General features: G+C 64.5%; 12 protein-coding genes. 6 read left to right on the forward strand and 6 right to left on the reverse strand.

Annotated features, from left to right (window positions below; translation table 11 throughout):
• Nucleotides 1–26: 26 nt before the first annotated feature.
• The 3 genes from ABIB91_RS24330 to lptF are packed head-to-tail and all read right to left on the reverse strand — an operon-like array spanning nucleotide 27 to nucleotide 4,779.
• Nucleotides 27–2,516 (reverse strand): LPS-assembly protein LptD, encoded by a 2,490-nt coding sequence (locus ABIB91_RS24330; RefSeq protein ID WP_007591972.1) that lies wholly within the window; start codon nucleotides 2,514–2,516, stop codon nucleotides 27–29.
• Nucleotides 2,516–3,613, reverse strand: coding sequence for an LPS export ABC transporter permease LptG (lptG, locus tag ABIB91_RS24335; RefSeq protein ID WP_354163487.1), 1,098 nt, complete (start codon nucleotides 3,611–3,613; stop codon nucleotides 2,516–2,518). The genes ABIB91_RS24330 and lptG overlap by 1 nt, the downstream gene beginning before the upstream one ends.
• Entirely contained in the window at nucleotides 3,610–4,779 is a 1,170-nt protein-coding gene (gene lptF, locus ABIB91_RS24340; protein ID WP_007591970.1) for an LPS export ABC transporter permease LptF, read from the reverse strand. Before lptF ends, lptG begins: the two co-directional genes overlap by 4 nt.
• Before the next feature lie 339 nt (nucleotides 4,780–5,118).
• Here lptF and ABIB91_RS24345 point away from each other — a divergent pair, with 339 nt between their 5' ends.
• From ABIB91_RS24345 to ABIB91_RS24370, 6 genes are all read left to right on the forward strand, one after another.
• Entirely contained in the window at nucleotides 5,119–6,618 is a 1,500-nt protein-coding gene (locus ABIB91_RS24345) for a leucyl aminopeptidase (RefSeq protein WP_354163485.1), read from the forward strand.
• 6 nt (nucleotides 6,619–6,624) lie between these two features.
• On the forward strand, nucleotides 6,625–7,077 hold the full coding sequence (locus ABIB91_RS24350; protein WP_354163483.1) for a DNA polymerase III subunit chi: 453 nt from the start codon (nucleotides 6,625–6,627) through the stop codon (nucleotides 7,075–7,077).
• A gap of 166 nt (nucleotides 7,078–7,243) precedes the next feature.
• Entirely contained in the window at nucleotides 7,244–7,738 is a 495-nt protein-coding gene (locus ABIB91_RS24355) for a hypothetical protein (RefSeq protein WP_198288228.1), read from the forward strand.
• A gap of 436 nt (nucleotides 7,739–8,174) precedes the next feature.
• Nucleotides 8,175–11,021 (forward strand): beta strand repeat-containing protein, encoded by a 2,847-nt coding sequence (locus tag ABIB91_RS24360; RefSeq protein WP_354163480.1) that lies wholly within the window; start codon nucleotides 8,175–8,177, stop codon nucleotides 11,019–11,021.
• A 29-nt stretch (nucleotides 11,022–11,050) separates the two neighbouring features.
• A complete protein-coding gene (locus ABIB91_RS24365) occupies nucleotides 11,051–13,183 on the forward strand; it encodes a type I secretion system permease/ATPase (protein ID WP_354163478.1) in 2,133 nt (710 codons plus the stop codon).
• Nucleotides 13,170–14,624 (forward strand): HlyD family type I secretion periplasmic adaptor subunit, encoded by a 1,455-nt coding sequence (locus tag ABIB91_RS24370; protein ID WP_354163476.1) that lies wholly within the window; start codon nucleotides 13,170–13,172, stop codon nucleotides 14,622–14,624. Before ABIB91_RS24365 ends, ABIB91_RS24370 begins: the two co-directional genes overlap by 14 nt.
• A gap of 156 nt (nucleotides 14,625–14,780) precedes the next feature.
• Here the strand turns inward: ABIB91_RS24370 and ABIB91_RS24375 are convergent, their stop codons facing one another.
• From ABIB91_RS24375 to ABIB91_RS24385, 3 genes are all read right to left on the reverse strand, one after another.
• Nucleotides 14,781–16,643, reverse strand: coding sequence for an ABC-F family ATP-binding cassette domain-containing protein (locus tag ABIB91_RS24375; protein ID WP_354163474.1), 1,863 nt, complete (start codon nucleotides 16,641–16,643; stop codon nucleotides 14,781–14,783).
• Between the two features lie 71 nt (nucleotides 16,644–16,714).
• Nucleotides 16,715–16,888: a hypothetical protein gene (locus ABIB91_RS24380; protein ID WP_007591955.1), complete on the reverse strand. Its 174-nt coding sequence runs from the start codon at nucleotides 16,886–16,888 to the stop codon at nucleotides 16,715–16,717.
• Between the two features lie 219 nt (nucleotides 16,889–17,107).
• On the reverse strand, nucleotides 17,108–17,365 hold the full coding sequence (locus ABIB91_RS24385) for a sulfur globule protein precursor (protein WP_219683178.1): 258 nt from the start codon (nucleotides 17,363–17,365) through the stop codon (nucleotides 17,108–17,110).
• Nucleotides 17,366–17,405 lie beyond the last annotated feature (40 nt).

Genomic DNA, 17,405 nt, shown 5'->3' on the forward strand with positions numbered 1-17,405 from the left:
ACACGCGGCCGGCACCTTCAAACCGTTCACTGGAGACCGCCGCCGGAACTGCTGGTCGTCGCTGTGTTCGCCAGCGTGCGCAGGCCGATCTGGAACATGATCGCGTGGTTCAGCACGGGCGGCGCCGCGCCTGCGGAATAGCTATACGCAGTTACATAGTTCAAGCCGAGCACAAAGCAATCGTCGACGTAGCCGGCGCCGAGCACATACTGATTGATCTTGTTGGCCTCCAGGTCCCAGCGCGCCGAGCCCGTGACCACCCAGTTGGCCGCGACCTTGATCGAGCCCGACGTCAGGATGCCCTCGCGGCGGGTCAGATAGCCGAGTTCCGGCTGGGCCGCGTAATTGCCGTACAGCATGCTGACGGACCAGCGGTTGAAGTTGGCGCGGCCTTCCGCCTCGAAGCGCTGGATGTTCCAGGTCTGCTCGTCCATGCGCGAGCGAACGCTGAACGTATAGGTGCTGTTGGGCGAATAGGCGGCGCTCGCCACATAGTCGGAGCGCGGCCTCTGCAGACCGGAATCCACGCCAGTATTGATGGAGTCCTGGACCGCGAAGGAGTTCATGCCGAACAGCTGGTAGGACTGGCCGAACAGCGTCTTGATGGCGCCGCCCCTGTCGAATTGCGTGGTGGACTGCACGCCGACATTGGCGCGGCCGCCGCCCTCGACACGGTCGTAACCGGAGAACTTGTCGACGCTGAACAGATTCGAGGCGTCGAACACCATGCTCTGCGCGTCCTCGTTGGGGAGCTTGCCGGCATAGGTCTCGTTCGGCCGGATGATGATCTGCGCGATCGGCTCGATGGTGGTCGAGCCCCAAGGCTGAACGTTGATGAAGGGGTAGCGGTATTCGAGGCCCACGGTCGGCATCAGGCGGAACGCCTGGGTGTCGCCGACAGGAAGATAGTTCGACACGCCCGGCTGGTTGGAGACCGAGGAGTTGATCGCGTCGGCGCGGAGAATGGCGAACGGAGTCCAGATTTCACCGAACGGATCGGTGAAGGACTTGCGCCACTGCGCTTCGGCCGTCAGGCGGGTGTAGGTGCCGGGGAAGCCGCGCAGCAGGCACTGCGACGGCGTGCGCGCGAGCGGATCGGCCGACACCGTCGTGCACAGGCCATTGGTGTTGGCGAGCGTCGTAATCGGATCGAACACCGCGGTGTCACGCGACAGGTTCACGAAATTGGTCTTGTAGCTGAACTCGCCGCCGAAGACCGGATAGTTCAGCACGTTCGAGTAGTCGATCACGGGGTAGACGACCGGCACCTGGCTCTGGTTGCCCGAGTAACTCAGCCAGTACATCGTGCGCGCGTCGAAGAAGCTGCGATTGCCGACACCGGTCAGGTAAAGCTGCGAGAGTGCATCCGTCGGCAGATACAGGAACGAGCCCAGCGGATCGCGATATTGCGACAACCGATAGTCCGAGAAGAAATAGTAGTCGGACATCAGGACACCGTCCCAACCCCAGACCCATTTGTCGTTCAGCGCGAACTGACCCTTGGTGTCGACGGCGCCGCGGAACTGCTTGTCGCCGGGCTGGCCGGCGAGCGCGTTCCGATCGAGCTGGTCGATGCCGTAGACGCGGATCTGATAGGCGCCGTCCATCAGGCGCTGGCGGAATTCGGCCTGGAACAGCACGCCCTGCTTGGACGTGATGCGCGGGCTGAAGGTCGCGTCCATGTCGGGTGCGATCGCCCAGTAGAACGGAACCTCGACGCCGTAGCCGAACGGCGTATTCGACGTGAAGCCCGGCATCAGGAAGCCGGTCTTGCGCTTCACGGTCGGGTCGGGCGTCGAGAAATAGGGCATATAGGCGATCGGCACGCCGAAGAATTCGAGCTGCGCCGTCTCGAAATACAGCATCTTCTCCTGCTGGTCGTGGATGATGCGCGCACCCTTGACCTGCCATAGCGGCGGCTTCTTCGGGTCGTCCTTGCACGGCGCGCAGGCCGTGTAGACGCCGTTCTCGAACACTGTGTAGTTGCCGCTGGAACGATCGGAGCGGCTCGCCGCCATGCGGGTCTGGTCGGCCGTGTCAACGCGCAGCGAATCGACGAAGCCGTCACGGTAGTCGTCGGAAAGGTCCAGGATCTCGGCATAGGTGATCTTGCCGTCGGCATCCGTCATCCGGATGTTGCCTTCGGCATGGAGCCGCTTGGTCTTCTGGTCGTAGATGACCTTGTCGGCCTCGACGCTGGTGCCGTTGTAGAACAGCTGGACGTTACCGACCGCGGAGACGCGCGAATTGTTGTAGTCGTAGTCGACCTCGGTCGCCTGAACCAGCATCTGGTTGTCGTTGACGGCCTTCGGCGGCTTCGCACGCGGCGGCAGCGGATTGTAGGTGAAGCTCTGGGCGGAGGCCGGCGCCACGGCGGCAACGTCCATCAGGCCACCGAGCGATGCCACGGCGGCGACAGCAAGCAGGAACCTGCGAATGGACAAGCCACACCCGTTCGCGCGCACCAATGTGCGCCGCGTCAAACGAGACACGGGTCCTCGGTGGACGGCCGTCACTATCCGTCCTCCTGATACAGCAAGGCCAAAAAGCCGGTGAGGCCGCCCACCACCACGGGCAACCACGCCGCAGCGATCGGATGCATCAACTCAGCCTTGCTCAAATCTTCAGTCACTTTCGACAGAACGTAGAGCAGAAAGCCTGCGCCCACGCCACTCAAAACCATCTTCTGCACGCCGCCCATCCGGAAGAAGCGCAACGACACGGAAGCCGCGAGCATCACCATGGCCGCAAGCAAAAACGGCTGTGCCAGAAGCTTCTGATACTGGAGTCGGTATCCGGCTGTCGCGAAGCCCGAGCTTTCGGAAGAGCGGATGTAGCTCGGTAGTTGCCAAAAGGACACAGTCTCGGGTGTGGAAAAGCTGTTGCGGACCTGCGCCTCGGTCAGCGTCGTCGGAATCTCCAGGCTGGCCTGATCGACCGGGGGCGAATCCAGCGAGAAGCGGCGGACGTCCTTGAACAGCCAACGGCCGGCCTCGAGTGTCGCCTCTCGCGCCTCGATGCGCTCCTTGAAGTGCTGCTCTGTGTCAAACCGGAACAGCGTGAGTCCCGTGAGCCGGATACCCTGCTGCTCGCTGCGCGCCGCGTTGATGATGGTCTGGCCGTCATTGGTGACCTGATTGAGCCAGAAGCCGGAGGCGTCCTGAATGCCGCCGCCGGGCGCCGAGCCGAACAGTTCGGCTTCCATGCGCTTGGAGAGCTCGCGCAGATTGGCCGACATCGGATTGTAGGCGACGGTGGCGATCACTCCGATCAGGAGCGCGCTGCCGAGTGCCGGCGAGATGAATTGCCATGCGGAGACGCCGGCGGCGCGCGCGACCACGAGTTCGAGCCGGCGGGAGAGGGCGAGATAGCAGGTCATGGCGCCGATCAGCATGCAGAACGGCGTCAGCTTCTCCAGCAGCTGCGGCACGCGGAACAGCGAGGTCTCGGCCACCATGACCGCGGAGGCGGATGCGAGGCCCGAAGTCTTGCGCACCATCTCGATGTAATCGACCAGCACCAGCAACAGAAAAATGCTGGCGAACACGCCGAGCGCCGCGACCACGAAACGGCCGGCGAAATAGCGCCCGAGTGTGTTGGTGAGCATGCTCATGCGGTGGCCGGCCGTCTGAACAGCCGCGCGATGCGTGCGTTCGACCTGTTGATGGCCTCCATGAGGCGCGGCGGCGGTTCGACCACAAGGCCGCCGATGATGATCGCCATCCCGATGCCGATGGCACCAATGACCATCGCATATTGGACCAGCACCGCGCCGGGCGATTTCACCGCCATCACCGAGCAGGCAAAGCCGGCCATGCGCAAGCCGAACACGGCGAAGATCGATGAGCCCATCGAGAAATTGCGGCTCTGGCGCGTGGTGCGAGGCGCACCCAGAAACGCGAAGGTCAGCACGGCAAAGGCGAAGGGATAGATCGGCGCCAGCAGGCTGTCATGCAATGCCGAGCGGAACTGGCCGGGAATCTGCTTGTAGACGGGATCGTCCTCGGACGGCGAGAGCAGCTCCCAGAGATAACGCTCGCGGATGCCGAGGGTGACGTCGCGGCCCTGGCCCGAGAACTTGGACATGTCGAAGCCGTAGCGGCCGAACGCCACCAGCGCGGGATCGCGCTTGCCGGCCTCGAAGCGCTGGAGATTGCCGGTCTCCAGCACCAGGAACGATCCGTTCTCGTTCTTCATGACTTCGCCGTGCTCGGCGACGATCGAGACCCGCTCGTTCGGATCGCGGCGGTCGTCGATGAAGATGCCGGCGAGGATGCCGCCGGGCTGGCGTTCGCGAATCCTGATCGTCAGGTTCTTGTCGAGCTGGGCGAAGCGGCCGGGCTGCAGGATGTTGGTAAGCACGTCGGCGGTGATCTCGGCGTCCCACTGCTTGATCCGCCGCATGCCGTCGGGAGCGAGATAGGCCGCGATGAAGGCGACCAGCAGCGCCACCACGCAGGTGGCGTAGAAGAACGGATAGAACAGCCGGAACGGCGAGAAGCCGGCGGCATTCATCACGATGATCTCGGAATCGGTCGCAAGCTTGTTCAGCGTATGCGAGATCGCGATCATCAGCGCGATCGGCGAAATGATCAGGACCAGCGCGGGCACGACGAGGCTGGTGATGCCGAGGAAGGTCAGGATGGTCTGACCCTGGCTCGTCATCAAGTCGATGCCGCGCAACGCCTGCGTAATCCAGATCACGCCCGTGAGGCTGACCAGGACCAGCGCAAACGACGCGAGCGTCGTGCGGAAGATATACCTATCGATTGACCCCATGCGCTACCGCACGAATCCCACCAAGTCCCCAATGCCGGCCGGAATTCCGGCTGTCCAACCAATCCCCGCAAGGGGATCCCCAAGGTCGGCCAACCATCTCATCCGCCGGCTTACTCTCTCAGTACCATCCCTTTGATCCGTCAACAAAATGGCTGCCCCGTGGCACCCTCAATATATGGTTAATATTTCCCTCGTTGTGGCCCCTCGGCCACGGGGGGTGCTTGGCATCGACCGGGCCGGTGGCCCATAGTGCATTACGCCCAGTGAATCGCCGTTCAGCTCCGGCCCGTGGCCGGGACGCCGATCGGTAAAAAGCCCTGTGTTTTTGAGGAGTTACTCATGTCCGATGCCATCAAGGTCGGCTTCGTTCCATTGTCTGCCGCCGTCCGTGGCATCATGGTCGTGTTCTGCGACGACAGCCTGAAGCTCGGGCCGGCGACCGCCAAGGCGCTTGGTGGGGCCACCGAACTCGTGAAGCGGGCGGCGACCGCCGCCGCCTTCAAGGGCAAAAGCGGCGCTGCGCTCGACATCCTAGCGCCGGAGGGCGTGAAGGCCACCCGCCTGATCGTGATCGGCGCCGGCAAGGCGGCCGGCCTGAAGGCCAACGACTTCCTCAAATTCGGCGGCGTGGCGGCGAGCAAGCTTCCGGCCGGAGCGGCGGCCATGACCATCATGGCGGAACTTCCCAATGGCGCCATGACCAGCGAGCAGGCGGTCGCGATCGCCTCGGGCCTGCGGCTGCGCACCTATAAGTTCGACCGCTACAAGACCAAGAAGAAGGACGGCGAGGAGGGCGGCACGCGCGCCGACGTCTCGTTTGCTGTCGGCGATGTCGTCGCCGCGAAGAAGGCGTTTGCATCGGCCGGTGCGATCGTGGACGGCGTGATCATTGCGCGCGACCTCGTCAACGAGCCGCCGAACGTGCTTTTTCCCGAGGAGTTCGCGCGCCGCGCGGGCCTGCTCCGCAAGCTCGGCGTCAAGATCGAGGTGCTCGACGTCAAGGCGATGGACAAGCTCGGCATGGGCGCGCTGCTCGGCGTCGGCCAGGGCTCGGCGCGGCCGAGCCGCACCGTGATCATGCGTTGGGACGGCGGCAAGAAAGGTGAGGCGCCGGTTGCCTTCGTCGGCAAGGGCGTCTGCTTCGACACCGGCGGCATTTCGATCAAGCCGGCCGGCAGCATGGAGGACATGAAGGGCGACATGGGAGGCGCGGCCTGTGTCGTCGGCCTGATGCATGCGCTCGCCGCACGCAAGGCCAAGGTCAACGTCGTCGGCGCCATCGGCCTCGTCGAGAACATGCCGGACGGCAACGCGCAGCGCCCGGGCGACATCGTCACCTCGATGTCGGGACAGACCATCGAGATCATCAACACCGACGCGGAAGGCCGCCTGGTGCTCGCCGATGTGCTCTGGTACGTCGCCAAGAAAACCAAGCCGAAATTCATGGTGGATCTGGCGACGTTGACCGGCGCCATCGTGGTCGCGCTCGGCACCGAGCATGCCGGCATGTTCTCCAACAACGACGAGCTTGCCGAGCGGCTGCTGGCGGCCGGCATCGAGAGCGGCGAGAAGGTCTGGCGCCTGCCGCTTGGCCCTGAATACGACAAGCTGATCGATTCCCAGTTCGCCGACATGAAGAACACCGGCGGCCGCCATGGCGGCTCGATCACCGCGGCGCAGTTCCTCCAGCGCTTCGTGGACGGCACGCCCTGGGCGCATCTCGATATCGCCGGGACCGCCATGGGCGCGCCGAAGACCGACATCAACCACAGCTGGGGAAGTGGCTATGGCGTTCGCTTGCTCGACCGTCTGGTCGCCGACCATTACGAACGCAAATGACCCGAGATGACTGAAGTCCTTTTCTACCATCTGCAAAACATGACGGTGGAGAACGTGTTGCCGCCGCTTCTCGAGAAATCGCTCGAGCGCGGCTGGCGCGTCGTGGTGCAGTCGACTTCGCCGGAGCGCGCCGATGCGCTCGACGCCCATTTGTGGACCTATCGCGACGATTCCTTCCTGCCGCACGCGACCTGGCGGGTGAGCGACGCCGCCGATCAGCCGATCGTGCTGGCGGTCGAGGAGGACAATCCGAACGGTGCCAATGTCCGCTTCCTCGTCGACAACGCCGCGCTGCCGCAGGACGCGCAGGGCTATGAGCGCATGGTGCTGCTGTTCGACGGTGACGATCCGGACGCGCTTGCGTTCGCCCGCAGCGCCTGGACGGATTGCAAGGCGCGGGGATTTGATGTCACCTATTGGCAGGCCGACGAGCGGGGCCGATGGCAGAAGCGGAATTAGCGGTCGCTCGCAATTAATGATAATTTGCACTTTTCGGGGGATGATGGCTTTTGTCACCTTCGTGCCGCAAAGTGGTGTTGGTACAATTGCTTAGGGCCGATCCTTCACTCGGGGAAATTAGTTTATCGTGCGACATCAAAAGCTTCCCAGCTCGCTCATAGTTGCGTTGGCGGCCATAGCCCCGCTGGTCGCGGGCTGTTCGGGCGGGACCGATCTGTTGTCCAGGGATGCCCAGTGGTTCAACACGCCCAGCCGCCTGTTCATCAAAAGCATCTCGATCGAGTCGCCGCCGCTAACCCCCGACAAGCCGGTTGGGGCCGAGGATCTGGTCAGCGCCGACGGGGCTTGTGCCGGCATGGCGCCGCCGCCCGGGCCGGCTGATGCGAATGCGTCGACGACCGCGCCGGCTCCCATGGGCGGCACCGTCGCGCTCGGCCACACCGAGTGCGATGTGGTGCGCGGCATCGGCGCGCCCTCGAGCGTCAACCTCTCCGGTGATGCCGCCGGCAGGCGCGTTGCGGTCGTGACCTGGACGACCGGTCCGCGCGCCGGCATCTACACCTTCACGGCCGGCCGCCTGTCCTCGATCGAGGGCACGCCGGAGGCGCCGGTCATGCCGAAGGCGACCAAGCCGAAGCCGAAGAAGAAGTCGGCGGCGTAACGGGTTTGGCCTTTTGCCCTGATGCTGGTTGCAGCTGTCGCTGCGATCGGCCGCGCATGCTTGCCCCTATCGTCAAGCGATTTTGCATCCATTGATTGCGATGGCGGGCGTGAACCGTGATCTCTGCGTTCGCGCTCGCTGGCGATCTTGTTCGCGAGTTTCGACGTCGCGGATGCCGACCTTCGCCCAAAGCGCCTTCATTGCCTCGAGCCGCGTTTTTCCGCGCGCGTTGAAAATCACGGGGGCGTTACGCGTGATCCGTGATCACGCGATTCGTGATGAGAGAGCCTTCGCATTCGTTTTCGAAAACTGCCCCGAAGCAAAACTGGAGGAAATCTCCAGAATAATCACGCGCGTCTCAAGCAACGGTTCAAGAATGTCATGTGCGCGGCTGCTACGCATCGAAGGGAGGGGCTAGGTCGGAAGGATCATTTGGATGTCCATTACCTCTGTGTTTTCCCCGGTTACGGGGCAGCTCACCATTTTCGGCGACAGCGCGAATAACGGCCTCGTGATAAGTCGCGACAAGTCCGGCCGCATCCTGGTCAATAACGGGCACGTGAAAACGGTTGGTGGCGAACCCACCGTCGACAACACCACTGCGATCGACATCTTCGGTCAAGGCGGTGACGACACGATCACCGTCGACGAATGCCACGGCCCGATGCCCGCGGTGCACATCTTCGGCGGCGACGGCAATGACAGGATCACGGGCGGCTCGGGAGCCGACCTCCTGTTTGGTCAGGCCGGCAACGATTTGATCAAGGGAGGCGGCGGCAACGATTTGCTGTTCGGCGGAGCGGGTAACGACGTCCTGGACGGCGGCAGCGGCGACAACCAGCTGTTCGGCGAGGCCGGCGACGATGTCATGATCTGGAATCCGGGCGGCGGCACCAACCTGTTCGAGGGTGGTGAGGGCAACGATACGGCTCAGGTCAACGGAAACGACGCCGCCGAGACGTTCACGATCACGGCGAACGGCACCCGCGTGCGGCTCGACGGGACGGGCGCGGTGCCGTTCTCGCTCGACATCGGCACGACGGAAAATCTCGTCCTGCACGGTGGGGGCGGCGACGATGTCATCACCGCGGGCAACGGGCTCGGCAGCCTGATCTCGCTGACGCTCGATGGCGGCGCCGGCAACGACAGGATTACCGGCGGCGATGGCAACGACCTCATCATCGGCGGCAGCGGGGACGACATCGTCAATGGCGGACGCGGCAACGACGTCGCCCAGCTCGGGAGTGGCGACGACACTTTCATCTGGAATCCCGGTGACGGCAGCGACACGGTCGAAGGCGGATCGGGCAGCGACAAGCTGCTTTTCAATGGCGCCAACATCAACGAGACCATCGACATCTCGGCCAATGGCGGCCGGGTGCGCTTCACCCGCGATGTTGCCAACATCACGATGGATCTCAACAGCGTCGAGCAGATCGAATTCGATGCGCGTGGCGGCGCCGACAACATCACTGTCGGCGATCTCACCGGGACCGGCGTCAAGCAGGTGCTGGTCGATCTCGGAGCCGTTCCGGGAGGGACGCAAGGCGACGGCGCAGCTGACACGGTGACCGTCAACGGCAGCAACGGCAATCAGCACATCGAGGTCACAGCCACGGGCACAACGGTCACGGTCACGGGGCTGCCGGAGCTCGTGACGATCGCAAATGCAGAGGCCGGCAACGACCGGCTGGTCGTTCAGGCGCTCGGCGGCAACGACGTCATCGATGCATCCACGCTCGGCGCGGCGATCGGGCTGACCATCGACGGCGGCGCGGGCAACGACACCATCACCGGCAGCCAGGGAGCCGACACCCTGATCGGCGGCGATGGCAACGACAAGGTCATCGGCGGCCGCGGCAATGACGTCGCGCTTCTTGGCGCAGGCGACGACATCTTCACGTGGAATCCCGGTGAAGGCAGCGACATTGTCGAAGGCGGCGCGGGAACCGATACGCTGGTGTTCAACGGCGCCAACGTGGCCGAGAACATGTCGGTCTCGGCGAACGGAAGCCGTGCGCTTCTCACCCGTGACGTCGGTGCTATCGTCATGGACCTCGCTGGCGTCGAGCACGTGCAGATCGCGGCAGCAGGCGGCGCCGACAACATCACCGTCAACGATCTGACCGGGACAGGAATCACGCAGGTTGCCATCGACCTCAGCGCCGGCCCCGGCAGCCAGAGCGGCGATGGCGCGGCGGACCGCGTGACCGTGAACGGCACGAATGGTGACGACAACATATCGGTCGTGACCGCCGGCGGATCGATCGTGGTCAACGGCCTCGCTGCGCAGGTGTCGATTGCGCATGCGGACGCCGGTGATGTGCTCGGCATCAACGGCGGACAAGGCAATGACGTCATCAATGCGTCTTCCATCAAGGCCGGACAGTCGTTCAGCCTCAACATCAATGGCGGCGACGGCAACGACACCATCACAGGCAGTGCCGGCAATGACATCGTGAACGGCGGACGCGGCAATGATTTCGCCAATCTGGACGCGGGCGACGACACATTCGTCTGGAATCCCGGCGACGGCAGCGACACCGTCGAAGGCGGCAAGGGCACCGACACGCTGGCATTCAACGGCGCCAATATCAGCGAGAACATCAACATTTCGGCCAATGGCGGCCGGGTGCTGTTCACGCGAGATGTCGCCGCCATTGCGATGGACCTGAACGGGGTCGAACATGTCGACTTCAATGCCCTCGGCGGTGCCGACAACATTACCGTCGGCGACCTCTCCGGCACCGGCGTGAGCCAGGTCGATCTCGATCTCGGCGCCAATGACGGCGCCGCGGATACCGTGACCATCAACGCAACCGGCGGCAACGACGTCATCACGGTGACCGAGCACGACGGCATCATCACGGTGTCGGGGCTTGGCCAGGACATCAACATCACCGATGCCGGCGCGGGTGACAGGATCGTCATCAACGGCCTCGATGGCGATGACGTCATCACGGCTTCCGGCTTGCACGGCGGCATCCAGCTCGTTGCCAATGGCGGCAACGGCGACGACGTGCTGATCGGCAGTTCCGGCAACGACACGCTGGCAGGTGGTGCCGGTGATGACGTGCTGATCGGCGGCGGCGGCCTCGACATCCTGGACGGCGGCACCGGCAACAACGTCGTCATCCAGGGCGGAGCGTTTGCGGCCGCGATGCTGCTCAACCAGGCCATGGCGGCCAGCTTCGTCCCGGCAGGTGAGGGGAACGGCGAGATGCCGCTGCCCGATCCGCACGCGACGCAGAGCCAGGTGCTCGCACCGCCCCAGCACGCCTGAAGCCGGCGGCATCCGCCCGGAGAACGCTCATGATGACCAACGCGGTCTCCACCGATACGGGGCTCGATGCGTTGCTGACGCTGCTGCATCTGCAAGGTGTTGCGGCCGATCGCGCGCAGCTCAGGCACCGGCTGGGCGCGGCAAGATTCGGCGCAGCGGACATTGTCCGCTGCGCCAGGTCTCTCGGACTTAAAGCCAGAACCTATCGCACACAGTGGAGCCGTCTGTCGGACACTCCGCTGCCTGCGATTGCAATGCTGCGGGACGGCGGCTTCATGGTCATCGCAAAGGCCTCCGCCGACAAGGTGCTGGTACAGTCCCCGGAGGCGCAGCGCCCGGTGCTGATGGAACGCGACGAGCTGTGCGCGATCTGGGACGGCGGCTTGATCCTGATGGTCCGGCGCGCCGGGCTGTCAGACCTCGGGCGGCATTTCGATATCACCTGGTTCATCGGCGCGATCGGCAAATACCGGCGGCTGCTGGGCGAGGTGCTGGCGGCTTCGTTCTTCCTCCAGCTTTTTGCGCTGGTCTCGCCGCTGTTCTTCCAGGTCGTGATTGACAAGGTGCTGGTACACCGCTCGCTGTCTACGCTCGACGTTCTCGTCATCGGCCTCGTCGTCGTCTCCCTGTTCGACACCGTGCTCGGGATCCTGCGCAATTACCTGTTTGCGCACACGACCAACCGCATCGACGTGGAGCTCGGGGCACGTCTGTTTCACCATCTGCTGGCGCTGCCGATGGCCTGGTTTCAGGCCAGGCGCGTCGGCGATTCCGTGGCGCGGGTCCGTGAGCTCGAGAACATCCGCAATTTCATCACCAGCTCGTCGTTGACGCTTCTCATCGACATGGTCTTCACCTCGGTGTTCCTCGCGGTGATGTTCGCCTATTCGGCGCAGATGAGCTTCATCGTGCTGGCGTCGTTCCCGTTTTACATCGCGATCTCGGCCGTGGCGACGCCGCTGTTTCGCCGCAGGCTGGACGAGAAATTCCGCCGCGGCGCCGAGAACCAGGCTTTCCTGGTCGAGAGCGTCAGTGGTATCGAAACGCTGAAGGCGATGGCGGTCGAGCCGCAGATGCAGCGTCGCTGGGAAGAGCAGCTCGCCGGTTATGTCTCGGCGAGCTTCGGTGTCACCAGCCTCGGCAACACGGCAAGCCAGCTGGTGCAGCTCGTCAGTAAGGTCGTCACCGCCGCCATTCTCTATGTCGGCGCCAGACTAGTGATCGGTGACGCCTTGACCGTCGGCGAGCTCGTGGCCTTCAACATCTTCGCGGGGCGGGTGTCAGCCCCGGTGCTGCGGCTCGCGCAAGTCTGGCAGGATTTTCATCAGGCGCGGCTGTCGATCGCGCGGCTCGGCGACATCCTCAACAGCGCGGCGGAGCCGGCTTACTCCGCCGCCCGCGCGGGGCTGCCGCCGATCCGGGGCAACATCCGCTTCGAGCACGTGTCTTTCCGCTACCGGCCCGATGGGCCGGAGATCCTGCACGATGTCTCATTCGACATTCCAGCCGGACAAACAGTCGGCATCGTCGGATCATCCGGTTCGGGCAAGAGCACCTTCGCGAAGCTGGTGCAGCGGCTCTACGTTCCGCAAGGCGGCCGCGTGCTCGTCGACGGAATGGATCTGATGACGACCGACCCGGCCGGGCTCCGTCGGCAGATCGGAATCGTGCTCCAGGACAACATGCTGTTCAACCGGTCGGTGCGCGACAACATCGCGCTGGCCGATCCGAGCCTGCCGATGGACCGCATTATCGACGCGGCGAAGCTGGCGGGCGCGCATGATTTCATTCTGGAGCTCCCCGAGGGCTACGATACGGTGGTCGGAGAGCGCGGCTCGACGCTCTCGGGCGGGCAGCGCCAGCGCATCGCGATCGCCCGCGCGCTGGTGGGCAATCCCCGGATCCTGATCTTCGACGAAGCCACCAGCGCGCTCGACTATGAAAGCGAGCGGATCATCCATGACAACATGAAGGAGATCGCGAAAGGCCGCACGGTCCTGATCATCGCGCACCGTCTCTCCACCGTCCGCGGCGCCGATCGCATCTTCACCCTGGAACGCGGCCGTCTGGTCGAGGACGGCACGCATGATGCGCTGATCAAGACCGGCGGGCGCTACGCCGCCCTGCATCGTCTCCAGGGAGGCATTTATGAGGTCGGCTAGCACTGTCCCGGCCCCGCGGCCGGAGCAGACCGTGATCCCGTTCCGGAATGGAAAGGGCCGGCGCGCCGAGGAAGTCGCCTTCCTGCCGGCGGCGCTGGAAATCACGGAGACACCGCCATCGCCGATCGGCCGCGCCATCGCCATGGTCCTGATGCTGCTTGTCTGCGCGGCGATGGCCTGGTCGGCCTGGGGCACGATCGACATCGTGGCCTCCGCAACCGGCAAGGTCGTGTCGAGCGGGCGAAGCAAGGTGGTCCAGCCGTTCGAGACCGGCGTGGTGCGCGCCATTCACGTGCAGGACGGCCAATCGGTCAAATCGGGCGACCTGCTGATCGAGCTCGATCCGACCGTGAACGCCGCGGAGCGCGATCGTCTGCACGACGATCTCATGGCCGAGCGGCTCAACGTCGCGCGCCTCCGCGCCGCATTGGCAGTCGGCGAAGAGGTGTCCGCCGAGCTCGTCGTACCAGAGGACGCCGATCCCATGCTGGTCGCGACGCAGCGACAGCTCCTCGCCAATCAGGTCAGCGAGAACAGGGCCAAGCTCGCGGCGCTGGCGCGTCAGGAAGCGCAGAAGGAGGCCGAACATCAGACGATTGCGGCGACGATTCACAAGCTTGATGCGTTGCTGCCGGTCACCCAGCAGCGTGTCGAGATTCGCAAGACGCTGATGGAGAAGGAGATCGGCTCGAAGCTGACCTACTATGAGACCCTCCAGCTCCAGATCGAGCAGCAGGAGGAGCTTCGCGTCCAGAGCAGCCGCTTGAAGGAGGCCGAGGCGGCCGTGGCCGCGATCCGGGAGACTCGCATCCAGGCCTTGGCCGAGTACAGGAAAAGTCTCTCCGACGAGCTTGCCAAGAGCGAACAGAAGGCCAATGGCGTCGCACGCGATCTGATCAAGGCGCAGCAGAGGACGAGGCTTCAGCAACTGACGTCGCCGGTCGACGGCGTCGTGCAGCAGCTCGCGGTCCACACTGTGGGCGGCGTGGTCACGCCCGCGCAGTCGCTGCTGGTGATCGTGCCGACCGATACGCGGCTCGAGATCGAGGCGATGATCTCCAACCGCGATATCGGATTTGTCGAGGCCGGGCAGGGCGCCGCCATCAAGATCGACACTTTCAGTTTCACCCGCTACGGGCTTCTCGCAGGCCGGGTCGTGAGCGTCTCGCAGGACGCCATCATCCGCGACCGGCCGCAGGAGCGCGGGAGCGACCGTGCGCTCGCGACGCAACGCGACAGCAGCGAGCCCAGCGGGCAGGAGTTGAGTTACAGCGCCCGTATCTCGCTCGATCGCACCCGGATGCAGGTGGACGACCGCCTCGTCAACCTGTCCCCGGGAATGGCGGTGACCGTCGAAATCAGGACCGGTTCGCGCACCATCCTGAGCTACCTGCTATCGCCGCTGCAGCGTTACCGGCACGAGATCATGCGCGAGCGTTAGTTCCCACATGATGCTGACGAAGCTTCGCGAGACGCGCCGGCTCAGTCGGTGCGGCAAAGAACAGGTTATTGAACGGCTAATCACCAGGTAGCAAAATACCGGTACTGTGCATGGGGTTGTTTTTGCGATTTTGATGTCGGCCCGGTCGCGTAGGCGTCAGCCCGCCGCCTCGTCGAACTGCGTGCTCGCCTCGAGCCACTGCTCCTCGGCACGTGCCAGCGCGTCGGCCGCATTGGCGCGTGCTTTCGACAGTTGGGCGGCCTGCTTGGGGTCGCGGCTGAAGATGTCGGGCAGGGCCAGCGCAGTGTCGATCTTGCTGATGATCTCGCTGACGCGGGCGATCTCGGTTTCGGCTTCCGCGATGCGTTTCTTCAGCGAGCCGCGATTGTCCGATCTCGGACGCTGCGGCTTCTCGCTCGCCGCGCTGCGTTCGCGCGGCGCGGGCTCGCCATTGCGCGCGGACAGCACCAGGCGGCGATATTCGTCGAGGTCGCCGTCGTAATTGGTCACGGTGCGGTCGGCGACGATCCAGAGTTGATCGGCGCAGGACTCGATCAGATAGCGGTCGTGCGAGACCATGATGACGGCGCCGGGAAATTCGTTGATGGCTTCCGCGAGCGCGGCGCGGCTGTCGATGTCGAGATGGTTGGTCGGCTCGTCCAGGATGATCATGTTGGGGCCGAAGAAGGTCGCAAGTCCCAGCAGGAGCCGCGCCTTCTCGCCACCCGACAATTTTCCAACCTTGGTGTCGGCCGCCTTGCCGGAAAAGCCGATCGCGCCGGCGCGGGCGCGTACTTTCGCTTCGGGCGCCTCGCCCATCAGCTTGCGGACGTGGTCGTAGGTCGAGGCATCCTCGTTCAATTCGTCGAGCTGGTGCTGTGCGAAATAGGCAATCGAGAGCTTGTCGGCGCGGGTCACTTTGCCCGAGAATGGAGCGAGGCGCCCGGCGAGCAGTTTCACCAACGTCGACTTGCCGTTGCCATTGGAGCCGAGCAGCGCGATGCGGTCGTCATTGTCGACGCGCAAGGTGACGCGGTTCAGCACGGGCGTGTTCGGATCGTAGCCGACCACGACGTTGTCGGCGGCGATGATCGGCGGCGACAGGATCTTCTCGGGCGCGGGAAAGCTGATCTCGCGCACGTCCTGGGTGACCAGCGCCGTGATCGGCTTCAGCCGTTCCAGCATTTTCACACGGGACTGCGCCTGGCGGGCTTTCGAGGCTTTGGCCTTGAAGCGGTCGACAAAGGCTTGCAGGCGCGCGCGTTCGGCTTCCTGGCGCTTGACCGCTTTGGCATCGAGCATCTCGCGCATGGCGCGTTGCTCTTCGAACGAGGAGTAGGTGCCTTTGTAAAGCGTGAGCTTGCCGCGCTCCAGATGCAGGATCTGGTCGACCGAGCTTTCCAGCAGGTCGCGGTCGTGGCTGATCACGATCACCGTGCGCGGATAATGGGCGAGGTGATCCTCGAGCCACAGCGTGCCCTCGAGGTCGAGATAGTTGGTGGGCTCGTCGAGCAGCAACAGGTCGGGCGCCGCGAACAGCGTTGCGGCAAGCGCGACGCGCATGCGCCAGCCGCCGGAGAATTCGGCGCAGGGGCGGAGCTGGTCGGCGGCGGAGAAGCCGAGGCCGGAAAGGATGGCGGCGGCACGGCTCGGTGCCGAATGCGCGTCGATGTCGACCAGCCGGGTCTGGATCTCGGCGATCCGGTGCGGATCGGCCGCGCTCTCGGCCTCGGTGAGCAGCGCGTCGCGTTCGAGGTCGGCCTTGAGCACGACTGAGATCAGGCTCTCGGGGCCGTTCGGCGCTTCCTGCGCGAGGCTGCCGACGCGCCAGCGAGGCGGCAGGGTCACCGTGCCGTGCTCGGCGGCGAGCTCGCCGCGGATCACCTTGAACAGGGTCGATTTGCCGGTGCCGTTGCGACCGACCATGCCGACGCGCGATCCGGGCGTGATCTGCACGGAACTCTGGTCAATCAGAAGGCGTCCGGCGAGGCGGATGGAGAGGTCGGTGATGGAGAGCATGCGGCCTTGTCACCGCACCCGCGATCAAACGCAACCCGTTTTTCCGTGTCCGCAAGCCGGTGCGTGTCAACTCAGTGCGAATCGCGCTCGCGCTGCTTCAGCTCATTGAGGAGTTGCTCGAGGTGCGTCGGCAGCCTGGCTTCGGGCCGCAGGCTCTGCTGGAGCCGTTCGGCCACGGCATCGGAGATCGAGCGGCTGGTGCGCCGGTCGATTTGCTCGCTGTCATTGGCAAAAGGGCCAGCCATCGCAGGGTTCCGTGTTCTCAAAGAAGCAACACGGTACCAAGTCCTTGGCCCCCAAATGGTTTCGCCACTCGCGGCGATTGCGCGGCATTCTAGCAAAAATTGTGTGAAGCCGCGCAATGTCCCCCTCCGAATACAAAGCCCCGGCGCTGGGGGACGCCGGGGCTTCGCTTGGAAGGTACCTTGGGGGGCTCAGGTACCTTTGGAAAGGTGCTGTCGGGCTCAGTAGCAGCGGTTGATCATCCGCCAGCGGGGTCCCCAGGGGGTCGGGACCAGCCGGCGCACATAGCAGCCGCCATAGCCGTAGGAGACGGGGGCATAGAAGCGCGGGCCACCCCAGCCGTAACCGTGATGCCAGCCGCCGCCGCCGCCGTGCCAGCCCCAGCCGCCACCATGCCAGTGCGCAGAGGCGGAGGTCGGTGCCAGCGCGGCACCAAGCGCAACCGCGGCAACGGCGGCGAGCGAAAGTTTCCTCAACATGGTGATCTCCTCAAAACTGCCGACGCGGGGCTATCGCGTC

It is taken from the genome of Bradyrhizobium sp. JR4.3 (genome assembly GCF_040547695.1).
Lineage (GTDB): Bacteria > Pseudomonadota > Alphaproteobacteria > Rhizobiales > Xanthobacteraceae > Bradyrhizobium > Bradyrhizobium canariense.